This window comes from Streptomyces sp. NPDC052107 (assembly GCF_040680215.1).
Lineage (GTDB): Bacteria > Actinomycetota > Actinomycetes > Streptomycetales > Streptomycetaceae > Streptomyces.
In genome coordinates, this window is sequence record NZ_JBFAWG010000070.1 from 1 (window position 1) to 18,733 (window position 18,733).

An 18,733-nucleotide genomic window follows, 5' to 3' on the forward strand; every position below is an offset into this window, starting at 1 on the left:
CTCGGCGTGATGTACGGCATCGCACGCGGCCCGCACCTGCGCGAGAGCGACATCGGCTCCATCGCCGACCGCTCCGGACCGACCCGAAGGGTGCGTGGACGTCCCGATCTTGGGCAGAGAGTGCGTCGTCAACGTCCTGCGTCGCTGAAAGGGGTGTGACCGAATACGCCAAAAACCTGCACGGGTGACAGGTCAGCGCTGGTCAGCGGGTTCCCGAGCTTGGACTGACCAGATCACTCCGTCACGGGCAGGCACTCGGTGAGCAGGTCGACGACGTCGTGCCAGGCTCGCTGCGCGTGCCGTGGGTGGTAGCCGACGCCGGGGACCACGGTGTGGTCGACCGGCGGGTGGTGGAAGGCGTGCAAGGCGCCGCCGTAGACCACGAGGCGCCAGTCGACGCCCGCGGCCTGCATCTCGGCGGTGAACGCGTCCCGTTGCGCGGGCGGCATGATCGGGTCTTCCGACCCGACCCCGGCCCACACCGGGCAGCGAATACGCGCCGCCTCGCCCGGTCGGCCCGTGGTCAGCGCGTTGACTGTCGCGATCGCGCGTAGGTTGACGCCGTCGCGCCCGAGTTCCAGCCCGATGGCGCCCCCGGTGCCGTAGCCGACGGCGGCGATCCGGTCAGGGTCGGTCGGCGGTTCCTCGCGCAACACGTCGAGCGCCGCGTGGCCGATGCCCCGCATCCGGTCGGGGTCGGCGAGCAGCGGCATGCAACGGGACAGCATCTCCTCGGGGTCGCCCAAATAGCGCCCGCCGTGGAGGTCGAAGGCCAGGGCTACGTATCCCAGCTCGGCGAGCGCATCGGCCCGGCGGCGCTCAACGTCGCTGAGCCCCATCCCCTCGGGCCCGATCAGGACTGCTGGCCGGCGGCCGGCGCCAACGGGGAGCGCGAGGTGCCCGACCATCGTCAGACCGTCGGCCGGGTATTCGACCGTGCGCGTTGTAATCGTGGCCATGAGACTGGACTGTAGTGATCGTCGAGCCCGGTCGGGCCGCTGTTCTGCCGCTGGCAGAACAGCGCGGGTGTCCCTCTGGAATCACCCCAGTTCTTCGACGACGTCCGGGTCGGGGAAGTACCCGGGGTGGTCGCGGACGAAGGTGGTGACCTGGTTGGGGTTCTTGTAGCCGAGGAATCTCGAGGCCTCGGCGGCGTTCAACAGGTCCTCGGGGGCATGGGCGGGCGGTGTGTGCTCGCGCAGGCGCACCGGCGGGCGGTTGGCGAACCACTCGGTGACCTTCGCGTGGTCCCACAGGCGGGCGCGGCCGCGCATGTCGGCGATCTCGGGGAAGCCGTTGTTGGCGCGCTGGTTGTAGAGGCTGCTGATCCGTGCGGGCGTCAGGCCTTGTTCGGCCGCGATCTCGGCGGCGTCGGCCAGGCGAGGCCGGTGCGAGGTCATGGCAGAGGTGTCCGTCTTGTCGGAGGTGAGCCGGCCTGCCCGGCCCGCAACTCACATAATGGCAGGAGTTTGGGGTTGGGGGTCCAGTGCGCTGCCCAGGTTTGGGAGTCGACGAAATGCGGACCGTGGGGTGTCGGAAGTCCGGGGCCTGGTCGGCGGCCAGGAACCGGAACGCGACATCGTCGGCGCACTTGCGCTCGATCGCCCGCGAGGAACGGATGCCGGTGGTGTAGCGGTAGATCAGCAGCCGCACCATCAGCCGCGGATCGTAGGGCGGGTAGTCGCGCTTTTCGGTGTAGTTGGCCAGGACCGGCCCGAGGTCGAGCACCTCGTCGACCAGGTCGGCGACGAACCGGGCCAGGTGGTGCTCGGGCAGCCAGTCGTCCGGCGACGGCGGCAGCAGCGGGGCCTGGTGCGGGTCGAAGTCCCGGATCCGCTTGTCCACCGCCGCCGGTCGACCCTGCGGCCGCTTGTTCTGGGCCGACTCGGCCTCGAAGAGTCCGCCCTCACCACGCATACCGAGATCATCCCGCATGAATGATCATGAACCGTAGGCGGTTTGCCGGTTGCTGAGACACGCTCCTGGCGTGCTTGAGCAGTTGTGAGTGGTGGGCAACTGCCCGGGGCGCCCGGGTGTCGAACCTCCATGGGACGGCCTCGAAACGGGATCGAGGCCGGAATCTGCGCGCACGGGGGTGTCTGGTGAGGGTGACGGAGTTCCGGACGACGGATCTGCCTGCGGCGGAGCGGTTCGGCGGCTGGCACGACATGACGACGAGCGCATTGGTGCCCAACGCACTCCGCAGCGACCACGAGGAGGACTTCCGGGCGAGTGTGCAGCTGCTGGATTTCAAAACGGTGAAGGTGAGCGCGTTGCGCTACCCGCCGTTGGAGACCTCACGCACCACCAGGCTGATCCAGCGGTCCGATCCCGAGTGCTACCAGGTGATGGTGAATCTGTGTGGAGGTCACCGGATCGTCCAGGGCGGCAAGGACATCACGAGCGGCCCGGGCGATCTGCTGTGCTACGACACCTCACGGCCTTGGCGGGGCTGGGCCGGGGATCACTCGCTCGCGGGTGTGGTGGGGGTGATGGTGCAGGTCCCCCGTGCGCTAGTGCCTGTGTCGGCGAGGAGAGTGGAGCAAGTGTCTCCGCTGCTCATGCCGGCCACGTCCGGGATGGCCGCCCTGTTCTCCGGTTACTTCCGGCAGTTGGTCGCCGGTGCCGCGGCGTACCGGGCGACGGACGACACGCACCTGGCCAACGTCACCGTCGAACTGCTGACGGCGCTGCTCGTCCATCACCTCGACGCCGGCTCCGCGGCGCCGGACGAGACGCACCGCGATGCCCTGCTCCTGCAAATCAAGGCCTTTGTCCAAGAGCACCTGGGAGAGCCTCGGCTGGGCCCGGCCACGATCGCCGCGGCGCACCACCTGTCCGTCCGTTCCCTGCACCGCCTGTTCGGGCAGGGCACCACGGTCGCCGGCTGGATCCGCTCACGCCGCTTGGAGTGCTGTCATCGCGACCTGGCCAACCCTCTCCTGCGACACCTGCCGATCCGTGCCATCGGCGCCCGCTGGGGTCTGGGCGAGCCCGCCCACTTCAGCCGCATCTTCCGCGCCGCGTACGGAATGTCCGCCAGCGAGTACCGGCACCTGGCACTGGCGGGCCACAGCAGGCACCCATCGTCAACGGCCAGGCGCTGACCGACAACGACATGCAGGCTTTCGCCCCGCACACTTCACGTGACGCATGCCGGCGCATGCGTCACGGAGGGGAACACGACAAGGGGGAGGCATCCCATGACCAACCTGAAACGAGCCCGTGTGGTGTCCGCGGCCCTCGCGGCACTGGCCGTTCCGGCCGGCCTGCTGGTGACAGCGCCCACCGCATCCGCGGCCGCGGCGTACAACGGAGTCTGCGGCTCCGGCTACGGGGTGGTGAACAAGGCACCGATCGCGGACGTGGGCATGGTCTATCTGACCTACAACTCCAAGACCGGCAAGAACTGTGTCGTCACCCAGCGCAACACCGCTGGCAGCCCGATCTACATGGTCGCCTACCTGAACGTCGTCGGCCGTCCGGAGTCCGAGGCGGCGGTCGACGAGGGCGAGTACCGGTCGTACGCGGGCCCGGTGTACAAGTACGCGCCCGGCGTCTGTGTCGAGTGGGGCGGGGTCATCGGCAACTGGCAGACCTTCAACGCGAGTTCCAACTGCGGCCGGATGGCGGCCCAGACGATCTACGCAGGCAAGGGCGTCAAGTTCCGCGACCTGCACCAGCGCTGAGCCGGAACAACCGGCCGATGCACAACGGGGGCCCTCGCCCCCTGAGACGAGGGCTCCCGCCTCGCATCGGTAGCTGTCAAGTCAAATGAAGCGGATGTGCGACTATGAACTGTGTTGCTATGGTTCAGGCCGCCTGGCGGGGTCGTTGATCCATGCCTGCTGGGGAATCGTGGGTGGCGCGGGGCGGCGGTTGAAGCGCTCCGAGTGCCGCTTATAGGCGGTTGTGAGAGTGGCCGCCCGCTGCTCGCGGACCAGTTCGTGGCCAGACCATTCGCTGGTAGGCCTGCCAGTTTGGCCTGCTGGCGTGCTCTCCCTCGTGGTGGAGGGGTGGGCCTGCGCGATTCCTGCGGTTGGTGCGCTAGGTGGCGGCCTTCGCTTCAGATGAGACGCCTGAGGGGTCAGCCCGCGCGAAAGGCAGTAGGGCGGCCCAGGCCAGGACCTCGACGAGGTGTTCGGTCAGGAGTCCGACATGCGGATCAGGCTGAATCAGTGCAGTCGCCTGGCCGTGGGCGGTGCGCTCCGCCGCCCACTCGTGGTCGTGGTTCGTGAAGTCGTCGTCGATCCAGATGGCGGGTACGCGCCGAGCGGCGCCCCAGCGTTGGGTCGAGAAGGCCGCGAAGCCGAGCGGGGCCGCGGTGAGCAGGACCGGCTACCGGACGGTGGTCGTACGGCGCTCAGGACGACCAGGTGCTGCGTTGGTCAGGCTTGGACGAATCCAACTGGCAGGCATCAGCAGGTGATGGTCTTGCTGTAGGACCCGTAATAGTTGTGACGGCGTTCTTGCCCCGGCGTCAGCGTCCAACACGACGAGTCAGGTCCGAAATCGATGATGACCTTGACGCGCATCGTTTTCCCGCAGTTGTTTGATACGTACACGAAACCTCCCAGATCGGACGCGGCGCGGCCGATGCAGGCGGGCGCAGTACCGCCAGCGCTCGTCTGATGGGCGACGGTGTCCGCAGACGCGGCGGCGGCGCTGGTGAAGAGCAGACACGCTCCTATGGCAGTGCTGATCGCCGTTCGGGACAGCAGAGAGTTCATCAGGTCCTCCTTGTAGTGGTGGGGGCGGCGCGGGGTGGACCGCGCCGCCCGACTTGCATCACCGGCGAGGCGGTGCGGGAGCCGGAGCCGCGGGTGACTTTCCTTCTGCGATGCCGGCTGACCTGTGGTGGCCTGGTGATCCAGCCGCCGTTCTCAACAGGTGACGGTTCGTCCGTACTGACCGAAGACGCCTGTGTAGTACCACAACCGGTCTGAACCGGCCGACATCGTGAAGCACGGACTGTCGCCACCGGAGTCCACGATCACCTTCACCCGCATGGTTTTGCCGCAGTTGTTGCTGAGGTAGACGGAGAAGCCGTCGGGCGTACCGTCCACCATGCGATAGATGCAGGCGGGCGCGGTGCCACCCGCTGCTGCGCTGTCACCGGCTGCTTGGGCAGGCGGTGCGACGATGATGAAGCCGCCGATGGCTGCCGTTACGGCCGCGCTCACCACGGCCAGTTGCTTGCGCAGAAGGTTCATGGGATATGCCCCCGCTTGTAGAGGTGAGGGCGGCGCGGGGTGGACCGCGCCGCCCGGCTTGCACCATCGAGATTGCGGGGGACCGGTGTCCGGCTGCCAGGAACGGCATTGGATTGAGGGCTTCATGGGACGCCCCACGTGCTGACCTGCTGGGATGCTGCGGTGTGTGAGACGGGCTGGGACACGGTGGGGGACGGGTGGACAAGCAGGCAAGCTGACCGAAAGGTCACCTGCGGTGGGGTCCCCAAGACCAGATGATTCTGATGCTCGACCAGATCGTTGGATGGTATGGGGTGGAACATGCCGTGCTGGAAGGAATTACCCGATTCGCTTGATGAGCGGGTGCGGAGACTCGTCGTTCAACTGCGCGGGCTAAAGGATCACAGTGGGCTGAGCCTGTCGTCGCTGCAGACCAAGACGGGCTACAGCCGTGCCTCCTGGGAGCGCTATCTCAACGGAAAGGTGCTACCGCCGCGGCAGGCGGTGGAAGAGCTGGCGCGGGTCGTCGGTGTCGATCCGGCACGGGTTCTGGCGCTTCATGAAGTGGCTGAGGAGGCGTGGAAGCAGGAACCCGACGCATCGAAGACAGCAGATCCACCGAAGCCGCGGAGGACGCGGCGTTCGGCGTTGATCGGCGTCCTGGTGGCTGTGGTACTCGGTGGGCTGTTTGCCGGGTTGCTGGTCGTCGCGCCGTGGGAACACGGGGGTTCGACTTCCCCATCTCGCGGGGCCTTCGCCTACAAGGCGGGCACGACGTACCACTGCGTGGTCAAGCGCAAGGACGGGCGGCTGTATGCGGGCTACAGCACCACCAGCACTGCGCTGCTTTCCGGGCCTGCTTGGGATGTCGTGGAGGCCCAGTGCCTGCTGCGGTACCACGGGTTCGACCCAGGCGTCGTGGACGGTGCCTACGGGCCGAACACCACGCGGGCGGTCAAGCGCCTACAGAGCCAGGCCAGGCTGCCCGTCGACGGAGTCGTGGGCCCGCACACCTGGCAGGTACTGCGGAAGTGAGGGACACCGCACCGTCTTCTGGCCGATCCCCATATGCCACGCGGCTGGCCGAAGGGCTACGCGAGCTCAGGGCCCGCACGGGCTTGAGTATGGCCGCGCTGGCCGAGCGCACCGCGTACAGCAAGTCATCCTGGGAGCGCTACCTCAACGGCAAGCAACTCGCCCCGCGTCAAGCCGTCGAGGCACTGTGCAAGGCCGCCGGAGAACCTGCCGGGCGTCTGGTGGCGCTGTGGGAACTGGCCGACCTGGAATGGAGCGGACGAGCCCACAGGCTCACGCCCTCCACGGCCCAGATGGCCGCCCCACCATCACACGACGAACGGCCGGGCGACCACGGCACACCCGGTCCGGCACACGGATGGAGCATCCGGCGGCATCGGGGGATCCTCGCCGCCACCTGCGCAGTCGGGCTCACAGCCGCGATCGGCGTGACGACCCTGCTCCATACGGCCACCGAGAACCCCACGAAGCCTGTGCCCTCCGCACCGCCTGCTCCCGGATGCCACGCCCAAGCGTGTGCAGGGTTCGGACCGACGGAGATGGGCTGCGCGATGCCCAGTCAAGAACAAACACTCCGCACGCAGAAACTCTCCACTGGAGCACGCCTGGAAGTCGTATACAGCAAGCAGTGCCGTGCCGCGTGGGCCCTGGTGGGGGTCGCGCAGGTCGGAGACATACTCACTGTGTCCACTCCGGGTGGCGCACATGAGCGTGCCAGGGTCACGGACCAGTACGACGCGGACGGTCTCCTTGTCACGCCCATGATCGACGGCAGTGACCTCACTGGCCTCCAGGCATGCTTCAAACCGGCAGGCGGGCGAGGGAAGTGTCTCCGACTCTGAGCTGTGGTCGGAGTTGGTCTACGGCCGGCGTGGGGCGGCGGTGACGACGCGGAGCCAGCGTGCTGCCAGGTCCACCTTCGCCTCGTCGAGGGTCTTGCAGCGTGGGCCCCGGGTGCCGTCGAGGCGGCTGGTCCAGCCGTTGCGGCCGCAGAGGGAGGTGCCGCCTGGCCGGGACTCCCGGCCCCGGGCCCTCCGGTCAGTCCTCCGCTCCGTCGTCGTCCTCGTCGTCGTCCAGCCCAGGGGCGTCCGGGTCGCGCAGCGGTCGCAGGCCGCCGGCCGGGACGGAGGCGGTGAAGCGCCCCCTGAAGATCCATATGGGACTGCTGCATGGGCGGCCGCGGCCAGCAGCGCGAACTGCAAGCAGCCGAAGCCGTAGCGTTTCAGGAGTTGGAGCGGATGGCGGAGAGCCCAGCCCAGCCGGATCGGGTGTACGGGCCGCGGCCGTCGATGGGCCGTGTTGTTGGGCGCCGACTTCATCGCTGCTCGTGCTTCGATCCGGGTGCGGGTGCGTGGTTTGGGGGGTGCGGTTCGTGGCTGGTGTAAGGAGGGCGGGGTGTGAGAGGGAACGTGCACCAGGCGACGGTCCCGTTGCCGGTGTATCCCCACCTTCCGTGTAACTCGTCGACGAAGGCGGCTACCAGCCACAGGCCGCGTCCTCCCTCGCAGTCCGCATCCGCACACGTCGGCTCGGGTGCGGCGGACGGGGAGTAGTCGTCGACCTCGAGCCGCACCTCACCGTCGACGAGCCGCATCCTGACGTCGACTTCGTCTCCGTGACCGTGTACCACCGCGTTGGTGACCAGTTCGGAGATCACCTGGACGAAGGCCTCGATCTGGGCCTCGGGCGCGCGGCATGCGGTCCTGAGCCAGGTGGCGCCGATACGGCGGGCGTGCTCGACGCGCGACCTGTGCCGTACGAGCACGAGCTCCACGGGCGAGGGACGTCCGTCGCCCGTTCTGTCCGAGGTGGGGCCGTCCGCGTGAAGCAGGCTCGGGGGAGTGGGGGAGGAGGTAGGCACAGTCGGGAGCATCACCCGGTCCTTCGCTGGTAGGTCATGAGATCCGCGCCGTAAGAGCAGGGGCCGCGGGAAGCCTGCGCCCGAGCCCGGGCGGGGTGGCTCAACCACCGTGCCCAGTACGAGAGTTGCTTCGCAACGAAACAGCGATAGAAATTTCTCCGCGAACGAAAATGGCACATGACACCGCAAGCGCATTGTCTGTTGCAGCGCGCGTATCGCGTGTCAGACTGCGCGCGTCGCGGTTTCGGCGAACGCATGCGACGGAAAGGCGAACACGTGGCGGCCAAACCCCGACCGATGGTTCGGCGCATCGAACTCGGCTACGAGCTACGGCAGTTACGCGAGCAGGCCGGGATGACACTGGAGGAAGTGGCTGGAAGCGGCGTCGTCAAAGGGCTGTACGTCACCAAGCTGCACCGCGTCGAGAAAGGACTGCAGGACCTGCGCAGCGCCGGTGATCTCCGCGCCCTCCTGGAGCTCTACGGTGTGACCGACGACCACGACGTCGACCAGTTGCTGGGAATCCAGCGCGACGGAGCGAGCCAAGACTGGTGGACGCCCTTCCGCTCCACGATGCCCTCAGGCATGCCCCGCTTCGTCGGTATGGAGACCGCAGCACGCGAGACGTGGGCCTTCCACCCCGCGCTCGTCCTCGGCCTGCTCCAGACGCAGGCCTATGCACGGGCACTGTATGAACTGGCCAAGCCGATCGAGGAGACCACGACCGAGTTCATCGACAAGAACATCCACGTCCGCATGCGACGCAAGGACGCCCTGACCAGGTCGGAGGAGCCCCTGCGATTGCGGGCCATTTTGTACGAGCCGGCCCTGCGGTACATCGTCGGCGACCCAGGTGTGATGCGAGAGCAGTACGACGAGATCATCCAGCTGGCATCCCTGCCCAACGTGAGCGTCCAGGTGCTGCCCCAGAGCCTGCGGGGCTACCTGTCCGTGCACGACTTCACCATCCTGCACCTGGATGACGGCATGCCGACCTCCGTGCAGGTCGACAACGCCTGGAGCGCAACCTCCGTCTCCGACAAACCCCGCGAGGTCGGCCGCTTCACCCGCAAGTTCAACGCACTCACGGCGTCCGCGCTGCCGCCGGAGGACACGCCCGCCTTCCTGCACCAACTCACGCGAGAGATCAGCACATGAAGCAGACCCGTACTCGTATGGCACGTGAGCTCACCAGCGCCGGCGCGCGTTGGTTCAAGTCGTCGTACTCGGACGGCGCCGGGAACAACTGCATGGAGGTTGCCGACCTCGTCGACACGCCGTACGGCGGTGTCGCGATCCGGGACAGCAAGGTGCCGCAAGGAGCGGCGCTGGTTATCGGGCGTGCCGCCTTTGCAGCATTCGTCGAAGGCGTCCGCCCAGGGGGTTAGGCCAGAGGGCCGCAAAAGCGCCTGGTGCGATGTTCAGGCGCGGCTATTACAACTCGCGCCTCCATTTTTCCGGTTCGTGCGTGGACCGCATGGGGAGGAGGCTGGCGGTTTCGTCCACCCCGATGGAGACGTCTGGCGCCGCCTGCATTCGCGGTGGCATAGCGTTCAAGCCAACGTCGCCCCGAACGCGCCCCGCGCTCTTGACGACGCTCGTGTCCTTCGGGAGCGTCGCGCGCAAGAACGCGCAACCGACTTGATCCGGGAGGGCATCGTGCACTTACAGTTCATCGGGATCGACCCGAACACCGGGGGCGAGGGGTCGCCGACGGTGTGGGTGGAAGAGGAGACGGCTGACCTGGTCCTCCAGGGCGTCAAGGCCGAGGAAGCGCTGGAGGCACTGGTCAGCGGTACGGAGTGGGTCGCCGGTCACGCGGTGGGGATCCCCGCCCACGAGACGGTGATCCGCATTCCGGCCCGCATGGTGCCGATTCTGAGGGAGGCGTGCGATGTCGCAGAGCGGCGTGCCGAGCTTCGCTGAGCTGCTGGCCGGTACGCGCCGCAGCGCGGTGCATCTGGAGATGCGCGACGCGTACGGCGTCGGTGACGAGGCGGAGGAGTTCGAGGAGTTCAAGCGGACCGGCCACGTCGATCTCGATCCGACGGCGCGGTGGTGGCCTGGCTGGCTGGGCATGGTGCGGGAGGCCGTCGGCCGTGGCGTGGTGATGCGTCGGGCCAGGATCGTTTCCGAGCCCGTGACGGACTACATCCGCTGGGAGCACGCCGCCACCCCGCTGAACGTCGAAGCGGGTGAACTGGTGCGCTGGCTGCCCCGCCGGCGGGCCGTGGACATCGCTCTGCCGGGAGCTGACTTCTGGCTGTTCGACGAGCGCCTGGTGCAGTTCAACATCTTCACCGGCGACGGTGATTGGGCGGATCCGCCCAAGGAGTTCAGCGAGGATCCCGCCGTGGTCAAACTGTGCTCGGATGCGTTCGAGGCCGTGTGGGAGCGTGCCGTGGACCACGAGAAGTACACCGTCTGACCCCCGCTCCGCGCCATGCCCGCCTCTCCTTCGTCCAGCGCTCAGGCGGCCCGTGAAGCGCTCGCTGTGCGCCTGACGCACCTTCGTAAGGACGCCGGCCTCACCGGGAAGGAACTCTCGGCCCGGTGTGGCTGGCACCCCGCGAAAACCACCCGCATCCAAAAGGCCGAGGTTCTGCCCACCGACGTGGACATCCGCGCCTGGTGCGCTGCCTGTGGCGCAGCCGATCAGGCCGAGGACCTGATCGCCACGGCCCGCGCCGTCGACTCGATGTACGTGGAGTGGCGCAGGAGCCACCGGATGGGCATGCGCAAGACCCAGGAGGACTTCTACGACCTCTACGCGCAGACCGGCGTCACTCGCGCCTACGTCTCCAATGTGGTGCCCGGCTTCTTCCAGACCCCCGCGTACGCCACGGCTCTGATGGAGGCCATAACCGACTTCCAGGGCACCCCCAACGACGTCTCGGAGGCGGTCGCGGCCCGTGTCGCCCGGAGTCGGTTCCTGTACGAGGGCGGACACCGGTTCGTCGTGCTCATGGAGGAGTGCGTCCTGCGCTATCGCGTGGGCGACGCCGAGACGATGGCCGGACAGCTGCGGCATCTGCTGGCCGTGATGCCGCTCCCTTCCGTCTCCTTGGGCGTCATTCCCTTCACCGCGCAGAGGACGATGTGGCCGCTGGAGGCGTTCTACCTGCATGACGGCACCTGCAGCGTCGTGGAGACCCTCACGGCCGAGGTCAACGTGGTGCAACCGCGTGAACTTGTGGACTACCGCAGGGCGTTTGCGGAACTGACGAAGATGGCCGTCCACGGCAACGCCGCCCACGCTTTGATCAGCGCGGCGATCGACTCCCTCGGATGACGTTGCGCAATTCCCCGCAATTTCGTTGAGGCGAAACGCCGCTGCTCCGTACGGTCGTTGGCGTCGCCGGGCAGGCCAGGCTCCGCTCGGCGGCAGTGGAGGAGAGTCCCGCCCGTATCCCCCGTTGCGGGCGGGACATTCCCAGCCCCGAGGAGACGACCACCCCGTGAGCGTCATGACCAGACCCACCACAGTCGGACCGGCCGGTTACAGCGAAACCCTTCCCTGCGAGCCCGAGACGGCCCGACGTGCCCGGCGACTCGTGTCGGCCGCACTGAACACCTGGGGCATAGGCGAGATGGCCGAGGTTGGCACGCTGATCGTCTCCGAGCTGGTGGGCAACGCAGTGCGCCACACCCCGTGCCGTCTGATCCGGGTGTCCGTCCGGCGCGTCACGAATGATCTCGTACGGATCGGCGTCACCGACAAATCCCACGCCCTGCTGAAAATGGCTCCGGCCGCCGGCGGCGATGAGACTGGGCGTGGCCTCGTACTGATCGACGCGCTGTCACACCGCTGGGGCTACGACCAAATGCGCTGGGGCAAAACTGTTTGGGCAGAGCTGACGGTCCCGGCATGCTGACCTTGCGGCTGCTACCCGAAGACGAACTGGCGGGCGTCGCCGATCCGAAGCGATGCGTGGAGCTAGCCGTACCCTGCTGCACCGAGGGCACGATCACCGTCCGCACCCTGCGCCTGACACCCGCCGACCTCGTCCGGCTCCGCACGGAAACCGATCTGGCACGGATGCCTGGCTGGTCAGCGGCAACCTCACCACCTACCCGCCCGGCGACGGACCGCAGCTGGCCCAGCTCGCCGTCCAGACGCTCACCACCCATCCGCAGCTGCTGCGCCGCGAACTGGGCAGCGACGTCGGGATACAGGGACAGATGGTTGGTGACTGACGCCCGTCGGCCAGCGCAGAAGGGACAGCCGTTACCTGTGGCCGTGCGGTGCACCACAGGTGAAGCCCAGACATGATCGGGAGGGTCTGCTGCAGGTGTGGGCGACAGGTTCGGTCACCTGGCCGTCCTCGCCCAGCGGCTGCGCGACATCGTGTGAGGGAGATCACGTGGCGGTCGTCGCATCCCTTTGCTCTGCCCTCTAGTCCGATCATCGAACGGTCTTGTTAAAGGGGAAACAAAATGGGCAATCGCACTCTCCTGGCTACGGCAGTCCTGTGCGTGACGGCGGCACTGACACTCACCGCATGCGGAGACGACAAGAAGGCGGACGCCAAGGGGGCAGGGGACTCTGTCTCCGCCACGCCGTCGCCCCCGAAGCCGGTGGACCCGTTCAAGGGACTGACTCCGGCTCAGATCTCCGAGAAGGCCCGGGTGGCCATGACGAAGCTGGACTCGTTCAAGGTCAAGGGCGGTATGACCACCGAGGGCGAGCACATGACCTTCGATTTCGCCGTGGCCGCGAAGGGCAACTGCCACGGAACCTTCACCACCGGGGGTGCGTCCGCCGAAATCCGTCAGGTCGGCGGCGACACCTTCATGAAGGGCGATGAGAAGTTCTGGCAGCAGACGGGCAGCGAGGAGCACTCGTCGTCCAAGGAGACGGACGCCCTCACCGAGATGCTCAAGGGACGCTGGGTCAAGATGCCGGCGGGGGATGCGAAGGCGGACGACAAGTTCCCCTTCTGCGACATCGGCACGATGTTCGAGAAGGACGAGAAGGAAAGCCACCTCACCCGGGGAGCGGACACCGAGGTCAACGGCACGCCCGCCGTGACGCTCACGGGGAAGGACGGCGCTGCGACGCAGACGCTCCTCGTGTCCGCCAAGGGGCAGCCCTACGCGCTCAGGTTGGCAGCCGTGGGCGGCAAGGAGCCCGGTTCCTTTGATTTCACGGCGTTCAACGAGCCTGTGACGGTCACGCCCCCGCCGCCCGGCGAGGTCATCGACCCGGAGAAGCTCAAGGGCTGATACCTCGACCCGGAAGTCGGACAACTGCCGGCCGGGCGGGAGCAACCCCCGGCCAGGTGTCACCCAACCCTGCAGCTCGTCCTCGCGTATGCCGGTAACAGTGACAGCTGCTCCCTCATCAGGAGCCAGCCGGATACCAGGCAGGAGGCAGTCTCAGCCCAGCCCGCAGCGGTTCTCCTTCGGGAGGAAGCACTCCTGCCGGAGGCACGCCATTTGCCCCGCGGAAGTCGACCGTGCCGCCGGAGAACGTCGCCCCGGCCTCGGCGGCCGCCGGGGAGGGCGCGGCCGGCTGCGCGGGCTCCGCTCTCGGCGCGGGGACGTGGACCTGGTGTGTCTCGGCTGCGGCCGGTGGCGTCGGGTTCGCCAGGGCGGGACCCAGCCAGAGTGTGGTGGCTTCCTCGAGTACGGCGGCGCGGGCGGCCTGGTGGTGGAGGTCGTCGGCGGTCGGCCTCGTCGGGGCGGTGCGCAGGATGTGGGTCAGTGCCTGTGTGTACGAGGGGACGGGCCGGTGGCGGGGGTCCTGCAGCTGCACGGCGCCGTGCAGCGCGTACGGCCCGTCCAGGGTCTGCTCCTGGTGGACGAGGGCCTGCCAGACGTCGGTGTCGGCGGCCAGGTCCACCACCGTGGTGGTGCCGGGCGGGCGGTCCTGCAGCTCGGCGGTGAGCCAGTGCCACGGAAGCGCGGTGTACCGGACGGTGCGGGCCGTGGTGCGAGCGAGGGCCAGGTGGAGGCGGTGCTGGCGCTGGTTGACGACCAGGTGCCCGGCGACGTAGACGAGCAAGGGGCCCTCGACAGCGACCGCGGTACGGATGGCGGTCAACACGGTGTTCGGGTCGTCGGGGTTGGCCAGCTGCATGGCGCTGGCGTACGAGGCGCCCACGAGCCGCGCCGACGGGACGGCGGACAGCTGGGGTGGCAGGGCAGCGACCGCGAGCGGGTGTCGCATGGGGGTATCGGCCGCAACTAATAGTGCGTATCCCGGCTGTTCGCTCTGCGCATCCGTGCTGTTCCCCATAGATAGCACCGTAACCGGCGTGTACGGGGACGCTTCTGTGCCGTTGAGTCGGAGAGGAGTGGCTTAGTTGAAGCCTGTGACATGGTGACCGCCATGGAGAACCCCGGACTACCCGAGAACCTGCGGCAGTTCCGCGACATGGCCAGGCTGCTCAACGACAGCGCCTCAATGCGGCTACTGCGCCTGTCCACAGCGCCTCAATGCGGCTACTGCGCCTGTCCATGGCTTCACTGAACTCTACCCAGACTCGCCAACTGGCCACTCTCGCAGGACAGCGAGATCCCCTTGCCCGAGCATGGGCCCGCCACGTCACAGAGGCCATGCGCTCACAGGACGAGGCCTGGGGAGTTCTGAGGGATCAGGCCCTGCGGCAGTGGGCGACCTTGCGGAATGCGCCCGCCCCGGCGTTCACGGTCGGCGACCTGGACCGTCTCTTGAACGGCCTGGACGCGTGGCGCGGCCTGTCCAATGCGCAACGGGTGGAGGCCGCCGACCTGTTGGGGGAGGCCTACGAGAGCGCGGCGACTGACGCCACGGCAGAGGCGCCGGAGGAGCTCGTGGAAGGGTTCGAGGAAACCGCCCGTGCCTTCGTCTCCTCCGACGCGGGGTTCTTGCCGCCCAAAGTCCAGCGCGCCCTGTTCGTGTACTTCTGCGGTTGTCTCGTCCTGGTCGCCCTCATGCAGGCCTCTTTCACCTCCGAAGCTGTGGACGCTGTGATCGGCAAGACCATGGACTATCTTCCGGCTGCCGGCGCGGCTATGTATGCGGCGGGCAAGGCCTTCGACCGCTACGCCGGCCACCATTCAGACAACGAGGATGATGCCGACCGCTGACTTTGGGCTCAGGCCAAGCGGCGTTCGCCGTAAGTCGGCCTGTTGGGGGGTGCTCCCTCCTCGGTCGGGCAGACGCCAGTCCAGCGTGCCGTTCGTCGGCTGTCCAGGATCGGGCTCCGCCCGACCGCGCTTGCGCGGCGCCCTTGGGCGTCCTGGACGGCCGGCGGGCGGTGTGCTGCCCTCCGGGGGCAGTCCGAGGGGGGAGTGCACCCCGACCCACCCACCAGTCCCCACCCACACACCGCAAGATCACCCGTCTTCCCCCGGCCCCTCCGAGAGGGCCGGGGTGTGGGGCGGAGCCCCGCGACTCCTGAGGCGTTGTCAGTGCGGGCTCGGGGTTGAGAACACCGGTGTCAGATCGTGCGTCTGTAGGCTCCGTGGCGGAGTGATCGCAGATAACAGCCCTATATCCGTGCCATCGGTGATCGTGAGCTGCGGTTCTACGTGGCGGACGTTGCCCGAAGCGGCCGTGTTATCTGCGCCAACGCCACCACCGCCGGCTTGCGCGGGCGTTGTTCCGCGCGATGTCTTCGCTGTGGATATCGCCGAGCTCGCGGAAGATGGCGGCGGCCTGGGTGTGGGCGTCGATGGCCTCGCCGTACCGGCGCATCTGCCGCAGGTCGTTGCCGAAGTTGTTCAGCGTCATGCCCTCGCCGTGGCGGTCGCCGAGCTCGCGGAAGATGGCGGCGGCCTGGGTGTGGGCGTCGATGGCCTCGCCAAACCGGCGCATCTGCTGCAGGGCGCCGCCGAGGTTGTTCAGCGCGTGGGCTTCGCTCCAGCGGTCGCTGAGCTCGCGGAAGATGGCGGCGGCCTGGGTGTGGGCGTCGATGGCCTCGCCAAACCGGCGCACCTCGGTCAGGGCGTTGCCGAGGTTGTTCAGCGCCGTGCCCTCGCTGTGGGTGTCGCCGAGCTCGCGGTAGATGGCGGCGGCCTGGGTGTGGGCGTCGATGGCCTCGCCAAACCGGCGCACCTCGGTCAGGGCGTTGCCGAGGTTGTTCAGCGCCTGGGCTTCGGCGTGGCGGTCGCTGAGCTCGCGGTAGATGGCGGCGGCCTGGGTGTGGGCCTTGATGGCCTTTTTGAACCGTCGCGCATTGGTCAGGGCGCTGCCGAGGTTCATCAGCGCCGTGCCCTCGCCGTGAAGGTCGCCGAGCTCGCGGTAGATGGCGGCACTTTGCTTGTGGGCGTCGATGGCCCCGTAGAACCGGCGCACCCCCTGCAGGGCGCTGCCGAGGTTGTTCAGCGCGTGGGCTTCGCTGTGGGTGTCGCCGAGCTCGCGGTAGATGGCGGCACTTTGCTTGTGGGCGTCGATGGCCTCGCCGAATCGGCGCACCCCCTGCAGGGCGCAGCCGAGGATATTCAGCGCGTGGGCTTCGCCGAGGCGGTTGGCCAGTTCACGGAAGATCGCCAGGGTGGTGGTGGTAACAGTGATCCAGTCGTCGAAGTAGCGGCGGTGGTCGAGATATCCCGCGAGGGCGGAGGTGAGAGCGATGGTGGTGTCCGGGCGGCCGAGGGGCGGGGGTGCGGTGGCGGTGGCGACCAGGTTGCGGCGTTCGTCGTCCAGCCAGGCCAGTGCCTGGTGGCGGTCGGCGAACCGGGGGGAGCGGGTGCCGGGCAGGGTTTCCAAGTGGGTGGAGGCGGCCTGGGTGGTGGTTCCGTAGTGGTCGTGCAGGCGGGCCTGGGCGGCAGCGCGCTGGTCGGTGTCGGCTTGGGTGTGTCCGTGCTGGTCGGCGTACAGGCGCACCAGGTCGTGCAGACGCCAGCGGCCCCAGGTGTGTCCGGGGTCGATCAGGTGGGCGCGGGCGAGATCTTGCAGGAGCTCCTCGGTTGCTGGTTGGTCGGTGCCGGTCAGGTGGGCGGCGGATTCGGTGGACAGGTCCGGGCCGGCGTGGAGCGGCAGCAGCCGAAACAAGCGAGCGTGGTCGTCACTGAGGCGCTGATAGGACAGGTCGAAGGCGGCGCGCACCGCTCGGTCCTCGCGGCGTAATCGGTCCAGCCGGGTGTGCGCCGCCTCCAGGGCCTGTACCAGGGAGGCCAGCGGGCGGGTGGGGGCGTCGGAGAGCATGGCCGCGGCGATGCGCAGGGCCAGGGGCAGGCCCGCGCACAGCCGGGCGATCGTGGCAGCGTGCTCGGGGGCGTCGGTCACGCGGGTGTCGGCGGGGCCGCGGGCCTGGCGGAGGGCTTGGCGGAGCAGCTCGACCGAGGCGCGCTCGGTGAGGATGTCCAGGTCGTGCAGGCGGGCGTCGACGTCCAGGGTGTGGCGGGAGGTGAGCAGGGCTGCGGTGGTGCCGTCGGTGGGCAGCAGCGGGCGGGCCTGCTCGGCGGTGGAGACGTTGTCGATGATGACCAGGATCCGGCGGCCCTGCTTGGCGAAGTCGGCCAGCACGCTGCGGTACAGCCGGCAGCGGTCCTGCAGTTCGGCGGGGATGTGCTCGCCGGGTATGCCCAGCGCGCGCAGCAGGCCGTCCAGGGCGCGTTCAGGGGACAGCCTGCGTTCTGCGTCGTAGCCGAACATGTCGACGAACAGCACCCCGCCGGGGAACCAGCCCGACTGCTTCAGTGCTCGGGCGGCGGTCTGCACGACCAGTTCGGTCTTGCCGACCCCGGCCAGTCCCGCCACCGCCGCAACCAGCACCGCCTGCTGCGGGCCGCCGCCGGGCGCCAGCACCTCAAGCAGCTCCTCGACCTGTTCGTCGCGGCCTATGAAGGTGGCCGAGGCGGTGGGCAGGCCGGACAGTGCCGGGGTGATCTGCGGGGGCAGCTGCACGGTGATGTCCCTGCCCTGGATCACCGCGTGGAAGAAGACACCGCCGCTGATCTGGTTCTCCACCGGCGAGCCTGCACCCTCCTCGCCACGGGGGTCCGCGTCGGCCATGTGGGTCAGCCCTGCGCGGAGGACGTACCGGGGCCCGGGCCGGCCGGGGGCGACGGCGGGGTGGTGAAGGAGATCCCGGAGAAGTCCCGGCCTTGCAGCGCCGGCCCGTGGAAGGTGCCGCCGCTGATCTCGTTGTGCACCTCACCGTCGCCGGTGCGCACCAGCCGCGCCTGCTCGTGCCACCGCTCCAGGCCGGCACGGAAGTCCGCGTCCACCAACGCTCGCACCGCCAACGCGGTACTGAGCGCCTGCGCGCGCGCCGGATCGGACGGCGCCCGCTCCAGCTCTGCCAGCTCCGCCTCCCCCGAACCCACCGCGGGAGCGTCCTCGGTGTCCTGACCGCCTTGGAATGGGCGCCGCACCAATGCACTCAGCCCCGCCCACGTCTGCCGACCGATCTCACCACCGGCGCCACCCGCCAACGCCACCAGCAGCCCCACCGACACCGGATCCATCCCGCACCGCCCTCTCCACCTACGCGCCGACCGGTAGCACGCTACGAGAAGCTACGCCTCCGCCACACGGCAAGTTCGAACTACCGTCCACCGCGCAGTTACAAACTGCTGGGTCTGGCACGCCCCGTGCCGTATGAAGCAGCCGCGTATCCCCCGGCCGGTCCGTTGTCGCAGGGTGTGCTGCCCTCCGGGGGCCCGTCCGTGGAGGGAGTGCACCCCGACCCACCCACCAGTCACCACCCAC

20 protein-coding genes and 3 pseudogenes are annotated in these 18,733 nt (G+C 68.4%); 13 read left to right on the forward strand and 10 right to left on the reverse strand.

Annotated elements, in window-relative coordinates; all coding sequences use genetic code 11:
* Positions 1 to 233: 233 nt before the first annotated feature.
* The 3 genes and pseudogenes from AB0M27_RS37625 to AB0M27_RS37635 all read right to left on the reverse strand — a co-directional run.
* Positions 234 to 959 (reverse strand): dienelactone hydrolase family protein, encoded by a 726-nt coding sequence (locus AB0M27_RS37625; RefSeq protein ID WP_365728951.1) that lies wholly within the window; start codon positions 957 to 959, stop codon positions 234 to 236.
* Positions 960 to 1,043: 84 nt separating this feature from the next.
* Positions 1,044 to 1,400 (reverse strand): annotated as a pseudogene (locus AB0M27_RS37630) (hypothetical protein); the annotation flags it as partial.
* A gap of 133 nt (positions 1,401 to 1,533) precedes the next feature.
* A pseudogene (locus tag AB0M27_RS37635) lies at positions 1,534 to 1,917 on the reverse strand (transposase); the annotation flags it as partial.
* Between the two features lie 191 nt (positions 1,918 to 2,108).
* Between AB0M27_RS37635 and AB0M27_RS37640 the strand changes: the two are divergent.
* Together AB0M27_RS37640 and AB0M27_RS37645 are read left to right on the forward strand one after the other, a co-directional pair.
* Positions 2,109 to 3,107: a helix-turn-helix domain-containing protein gene (locus tag AB0M27_RS37640; protein ID WP_365728953.1), complete on the forward strand. Its 999-nt coding sequence runs from the start codon at positions 2,109 to 2,111 to the stop codon at positions 3,105 to 3,107.
* 96 nt (positions 3,108 to 3,203) lie between these two features.
* The gene (locus AB0M27_RS37645) at positions 3,204 to 3,689 is read left to right on the forward strand and encodes a spore-associated protein A (RefSeq protein WP_365728955.1); all 486 of its coding nucleotides are present in this window, start codon (positions 3,204 to 3,206) and stop codon (positions 3,687 to 3,689) included.
* A gap of 358 nt (positions 3,690 to 4,047) precedes the next feature.
* Here AB0M27_RS37645 and AB0M27_RS37650 read toward each other — a convergent pair.
* From AB0M27_RS37650 to AB0M27_RS37660, 3 genes and pseudogenes are all read right to left on the reverse strand, one after another.
* Positions 4,048 to 4,263: pseudogene (locus AB0M27_RS37650) on the reverse strand (hypothetical protein); the annotation flags it as partial.
* A gap of 155 nt (positions 4,264 to 4,418) precedes the next feature.
* Positions 4,419 to 4,730, reverse strand: coding sequence for a hypothetical protein (locus AB0M27_RS37655; RefSeq protein ID WP_365728957.1), 312 nt, complete (start codon positions 4,728 to 4,730; stop codon positions 4,419 to 4,421).
* Between the two features lie 153 nt (positions 4,731 to 4,883).
* Positions 4,884 to 5,213, reverse strand: a complete 330-nt coding sequence (locus AB0M27_RS37660) for a beta-Ig-H3/fasciclin (protein ID WP_365728958.1) — start codon at positions 5,211 to 5,213, stop codon at positions 4,884 to 4,886.
* A gap of 288 nt (positions 5,214 to 5,501) precedes the next feature.
* Between AB0M27_RS37660 and AB0M27_RS37665 the strand changes: the two genes are divergently transcribed.
* Both AB0M27_RS37665 and AB0M27_RS37670 read left to right on the forward strand, forming a co-directional pair.
* On the forward strand, positions 5,502 to 6,227 hold the full coding sequence (locus AB0M27_RS37665; RefSeq protein ID WP_365728960.1) for a peptidoglycan-binding protein: 726 nt from the start codon (positions 5,502 to 5,504) through the stop codon (positions 6,225 to 6,227).
* Positions 6,224 to 7,069, forward strand: a complete 846-nt coding sequence (locus AB0M27_RS37670) for a helix-turn-helix domain-containing protein (RefSeq protein ID WP_365728963.1) — start codon at positions 6,224 to 6,226, stop codon at positions 7,067 to 7,069. Before AB0M27_RS37665 ends, AB0M27_RS37670 begins: the two co-directional genes overlap by 4 nt.
* A gap of 473 nt (positions 7,070 to 7,542) precedes the next feature.
* Here the strand turns inward: AB0M27_RS37670 and AB0M27_RS37675 are convergent, their stop codons facing one another.
* Positions 7,543 to 8,001: an ATP-binding protein gene (locus tag AB0M27_RS37675; protein ID WP_365728965.1), complete on the reverse strand. Its 459-nt coding sequence runs from the start codon at positions 7,999 to 8,001 to the stop codon at positions 7,543 to 7,545.
* 384 nt (positions 8,002 to 8,385) lie between these two features.
* On the opposite strand from AB0M27_RS37675, the gene AB0M27_RS37680 reads away from it, so the two are divergent.
* The 8 genes from AB0M27_RS37680 (at position 8,386) to AB0M27_RS37715 (ending at position 13,314) form a co-directional block, all read left to right on the forward strand.
* Entirely contained in the window at positions 8,386 to 9,246 is an 861-nt protein-coding gene (locus AB0M27_RS37680) for a helix-turn-helix transcriptional regulator (protein ID WP_365728967.1), read from the forward strand.
* Positions 9,243 to 9,476 (forward strand): DUF397 domain-containing protein, encoded by a 234-nt coding sequence (locus AB0M27_RS37685; protein WP_365728969.1) that lies wholly within the window; start codon positions 9,243 to 9,245, stop codon positions 9,474 to 9,476. The genes AB0M27_RS37680 and AB0M27_RS37685 overlap by 4 nt, the downstream gene beginning before the upstream one ends.
* 271 nt (positions 9,477 to 9,747) lie before the next feature.
* Positions 9,748 to 10,014, forward strand: coding sequence for a hypothetical protein (locus tag AB0M27_RS37690; protein WP_365728970.1), 267 nt, complete (start codon positions 9,748 to 9,750; stop codon positions 10,012 to 10,014).
* Positions 9,983 to 10,516: a DUF6879 family protein gene (locus AB0M27_RS37695; protein WP_365728972.1), complete on the forward strand. Its 534-nt coding sequence runs from the start codon at positions 9,983 to 9,985 to the stop codon at positions 10,514 to 10,516. The genes AB0M27_RS37690 and AB0M27_RS37695 overlap by 32 nt, the downstream gene beginning before the upstream one ends.
* A gap of 15 nt (positions 10,517 to 10,531) precedes the next feature.
* Positions 10,532 to 11,380 carry a helix-turn-helix transcriptional regulator gene (locus tag AB0M27_RS37700; RefSeq protein ID WP_365728974.1) on the forward strand — a complete coding sequence of 283 codons (849 nt, stop codon included), beginning with the start codon at positions 10,532 to 10,534 and terminating at the stop codon, positions 11,378 to 11,380.
* A gap of 175 nt (positions 11,381 to 11,555) precedes the next feature.
* The gene (locus AB0M27_RS37705) at positions 11,556 to 11,963 is read left to right on the forward strand and encodes an ATP-binding protein (protein WP_365729007.1); all 408 of its coding nucleotides are present in this window, start codon (positions 11,556 to 11,558) and stop codon (positions 11,961 to 11,963) included.
* A 52-nt stretch (positions 11,964 to 12,015) separates the two neighbouring features.
* Positions 12,016 to 12,285 (forward strand): hypothetical protein, encoded by a 270-nt coding sequence (locus tag AB0M27_RS37710; protein ID WP_365728976.1) that lies wholly within the window; start codon positions 12,016 to 12,018, stop codon positions 12,283 to 12,285.
* A 240-nt stretch (positions 12,286 to 12,525) separates the two neighbouring features.
* Positions 12,526 to 13,314, forward strand: coding sequence for a hypothetical protein (locus tag AB0M27_RS37715; RefSeq protein ID WP_365728978.1), 789 nt, complete (start codon positions 12,526 to 12,528; stop codon positions 13,312 to 13,314).
* Between the two features lie 118 nt (positions 13,315 to 13,432).
* Here AB0M27_RS37715 and AB0M27_RS37720 read toward each other — a convergent pair whose 3' ends face one another.
* Positions 13,433 to 14,260, reverse strand: a complete 828-nt coding sequence (locus tag AB0M27_RS37720; RefSeq protein ID WP_365728980.1) for a hypothetical protein — start codon at positions 14,258 to 14,260, stop codon at positions 13,433 to 13,435.
* Between the two features lie 389 nt (positions 14,261 to 14,649).
* Between AB0M27_RS37720 and AB0M27_RS37725 the strand changes: the two genes are divergently transcribed.
* A complete protein-coding gene (locus tag AB0M27_RS37725) occupies positions 14,650 to 15,162 on the forward strand; it encodes a hypothetical protein (protein WP_365728982.1) in 513 nt (170 codons plus the stop codon).
* 472 nt (positions 15,163 to 15,634) lie between these two features.
* Here the strand turns inward: AB0M27_RS37725 and AB0M27_RS37730 are convergent, their stop codons facing one another.
* Both AB0M27_RS37730 and AB0M27_RS37735 read right to left on the reverse strand, forming a co-directional pair.
* A complete protein-coding gene (locus AB0M27_RS37730) occupies positions 15,635 to 18,034 on the reverse strand; it encodes a tetratricopeptide repeat protein (RefSeq protein WP_365728985.1) in 2,400 nt (799 codons plus the stop codon).
* Positions 18,035 to 18,039: 5 nt separating this feature from the next.
* Positions 18,040 to 18,348 carry a hypothetical protein gene (locus AB0M27_RS37735; RefSeq protein WP_365728987.1) on the reverse strand — a complete coding sequence of 103 codons (309 nt, stop codon included), beginning with the start codon at positions 18,346 to 18,348 and terminating at the stop codon, positions 18,040 to 18,042.
* Positions 18,349 to 18,733 lie beyond the last annotated feature (385 nt).

What these genes read in the sequence shown, in the direction of transcription:
- AB0M27_RS37725 (WP_365728982.1), top strand. Translation starts at nt 14,650, where the DNA reads ATGCGCTCACAGGACGAGGCCTGGGGAGTTCTGAGGGATCAGGCCCTG.
- AB0M27_RS37645 (WP_365728955.1), top strand. Translation starts at nt 3,204, where the DNA reads ATGACCAACCTGAAACGAGCCCGTGTGGTGTCCGCGGCCCTCGCGGCA.
- AB0M27_RS37695 (WP_365728972.1), top strand. Translation starts at nt 9,983, where the DNA reads ATGTCGCAGAGCGGCGTGCCGAGCTTCGCTGAGCTGCTGGCCGGTACG.
- AB0M27_RS37730 (WP_365728985.1), bottom strand. Translation starts at nt 18,034, where the DNA reads ATGGCCGACGCGGACCCCCGTGGCGAGGAGGGTGCAGGCTCGCCGGTG.
- AB0M27_RS37700 (WP_365728974.1), top strand. Translation starts at nt 10,532, where the DNA reads ATGCCCGCCTCTCCTTCGTCCAGCGCTCAGGCGGCCCGTGAAGCGCTC.
- AB0M27_RS37625 (WP_365728951.1), bottom strand. Translation starts at nt 959, where the DNA reads ATGGCCACGATTACAACGCGCACGGTCGAATACCCGGCCGACGGTCTG.
- AB0M27_RS37720 (WP_365728980.1), bottom strand. Translation starts at nt 14,260, where the DNA reads ATGCGACACCCGCTCGCGGTCGCTGCCCTGCCACCCCAGCTGTCCGCC.
- AB0M27_RS37665 (WP_365728960.1), top strand. Translation starts at nt 5,502, where the DNA reads ATGGGGTGGAACATGCCGTGCTGGAAGGAATTACCCGATTCGCTTGAT.
- AB0M27_RS37705 (WP_365729007.1), top strand. Translation starts at nt 11,556, where the DNA reads ATGACCAGACCCACCACAGTCGGACCGGCCGGTTACAGCGAAACCCTT.
- AB0M27_RS37680 (WP_365728967.1), top strand. Translation starts at nt 8,386, where the DNA reads ATGGTTCGGCGCATCGAACTCGGCTACGAGCTACGGCAGTTACGCGAG.
- AB0M27_RS37660 (WP_365728958.1), bottom strand. Translation starts at nt 5,213, where the DNA reads ATGAACCTTCTGCGCAAGCAACTGGCCGTGGTGAGCGCGGCCGTAACG.
- AB0M27_RS37685 (WP_365728969.1), top strand. Translation starts at nt 9,243, where the DNA reads ATGAAGCAGACCCGTACTCGTATGGCACGTGAGCTCACCAGCGCCGGC.
- AB0M27_RS37710 (WP_365728976.1), top strand. Translation starts at nt 12,016, where the DNA reads ATGCGTGGAGCTAGCCGTACCCTGCTGCACCGAGGGCACGATCACCGT.
- AB0M27_RS37715 (WP_365728978.1), top strand. Translation starts at nt 12,526, where the DNA reads ATGGGCAATCGCACTCTCCTGGCTACGGCAGTCCTGTGCGTGACGGCG.
- AB0M27_RS37655 (WP_365728957.1), bottom strand. Translation starts at nt 4,730, where the DNA reads ATGAACTCTCTGCTGTCCCGAACGGCGATCAGCACTGCCATAGGAGCG.